Here is a 1,229-nt window from a genome sequence, read left to right on the forward strand (position 1 = left end):
TAAGTCTAGCTTATCTCCTAGTATGTCTTTTATTAGGTATAGTGCTGATGGTTGTGTTATGTTTAGGTAGTTTCCTGTAAGTATTCTTATTGGAATATTTTTGTCCTTTATGGCTTCTAGGTCCTTTTGTATTAATTTAACTCCTGATTCCATAAGGAAGGAAACTATTATATCTATTGATGTTGCATTATGTAAACTTTGTTGTATTCTTTTGTATAAGTGGTCTTGATTTCCTGTAATACAGTTTAAGTTCATGGTTATTTCCTTTCTCTTTGCTAATACTTATATTGTACCATGTTTTGACAATAGTATTTAATGCGGGTATAATTTATTTATCAATAATTTGGAGGTATATTATGATCGTTTATGATAAGTTGGTAAGAGATAGAATTCCTGAAATTATAGAGGCTAGTGGCAAGAAGTGTGAGATTGAGGTTGTTAATGATGAGGTTGCTTTGGAGTACCTTTATAAGAAGTTGGGTGAAGAGGTTACTGAGCTTTTAGAGGATAAGAATCTTGATGAGGTTGCTGATGTTATGGAGGTTCTTTTTGCTATTGCTGGTAAATATGGGTATAGTGAGGAAGAAGTTTTAGATAGAAGAAATCTAAAAAAAGATTCTAGGGGTGGATTTGAAAAAAATCTTATTTTAAAGAAAACATATTAAAAAATTACTGGGTTTGTTAAACCCAGTAATTTTTTATCCACAATTATATACAAATTTAATATGTTAAATATAGCAATTTCCCTAAGTAATCTTCTATACTAATTCCTATTCTATCAGCCCTAACTTTATAATTACCATATGATTTATAAGGTAAATTGCACATTTCCCATAGTTCTTCCCAATAATAAATGTCTAATTTATGATTTTTTCTAAAAAGCTCAACACTGTATTTTTGATCATTTACATCTATAATATCATAGGATATACCTTTTATTTCAATATATTTATCCTCTTCAACTAGATAAAAATCCGGGGTATATCTTTTTGCATTTTGTAGCTTAAAAACCTCTGGTTCATACTCAAACTCAATATTATTGAGTATCAAATGATTTGCATATATTACCTCATAACCAGATCTACAGTTTATAATTTTTCCATGTTTCTTGAAGTACCAACTTTTATTTCTATTACTTTTAAAATGACTTAAAATATTTTCACACATTCTTATGCTACTCATCTCTCTTGCATAACATCCACAAGATGGAATCTCATACCTTAGTAGAC

At 29.0% G+C, this 1,229-nt stretch carries 3 protein-coding genes; 1 reads left to right on the plus strand and 2 read right to left on the minus strand.

Annotation, left to right across the window (positions count from 1 at the left end):
- The coding region (locus tag ACRC03_RS15545) for a hypothetical protein (RefSeq protein ID WP_438653507.1) at nucleotides 1-255 on the minus strand (255 nt) is incomplete at its 3' end.
- 101 nt (nucleotides 256-356) lie between these two features.
- On the opposite strand from ACRC03_RS15545, the gene ACRC03_RS15550 reads away from it, so the two are divergent.
- Nucleotides 357-665, plus strand: a complete 309-nt coding sequence (locus tag ACRC03_RS15550) for a phosphoribosyl-ATP pyrophosphohydrolase (RefSeq protein WP_438653508.1) — start codon at nucleotides 357-359, stop codon at nucleotides 663-665.
- 55 nt (nucleotides 666-720) lie between these two features.
- Here ACRC03_RS15550 and ACRC03_RS15555 read toward each other — a convergent pair.
- Nucleotides 721-1,229: hypothetical protein (locus tag ACRC03_RS15555; RefSeq protein ID WP_438653509.1), on the minus strand; the 509-nt coding region annotated here is incomplete at its 5' end.

It is taken from the genome of Romboutsia sp. (assembly GCF_051659545.1).
GTDB lineage: Bacteria > Bacillota > Clostridia > Peptostreptococcales > Peptostreptococcaceae > JBOFOR01.

Coding starts and splice junctions, on each gene's coding strand:
- ACRC03_RS15550 (WP_438653508.1), top strand. CDS start 357: ATGATCGTTTATGATAAGTTGGTAAGAGATAGAATTCCTGAAATTATA.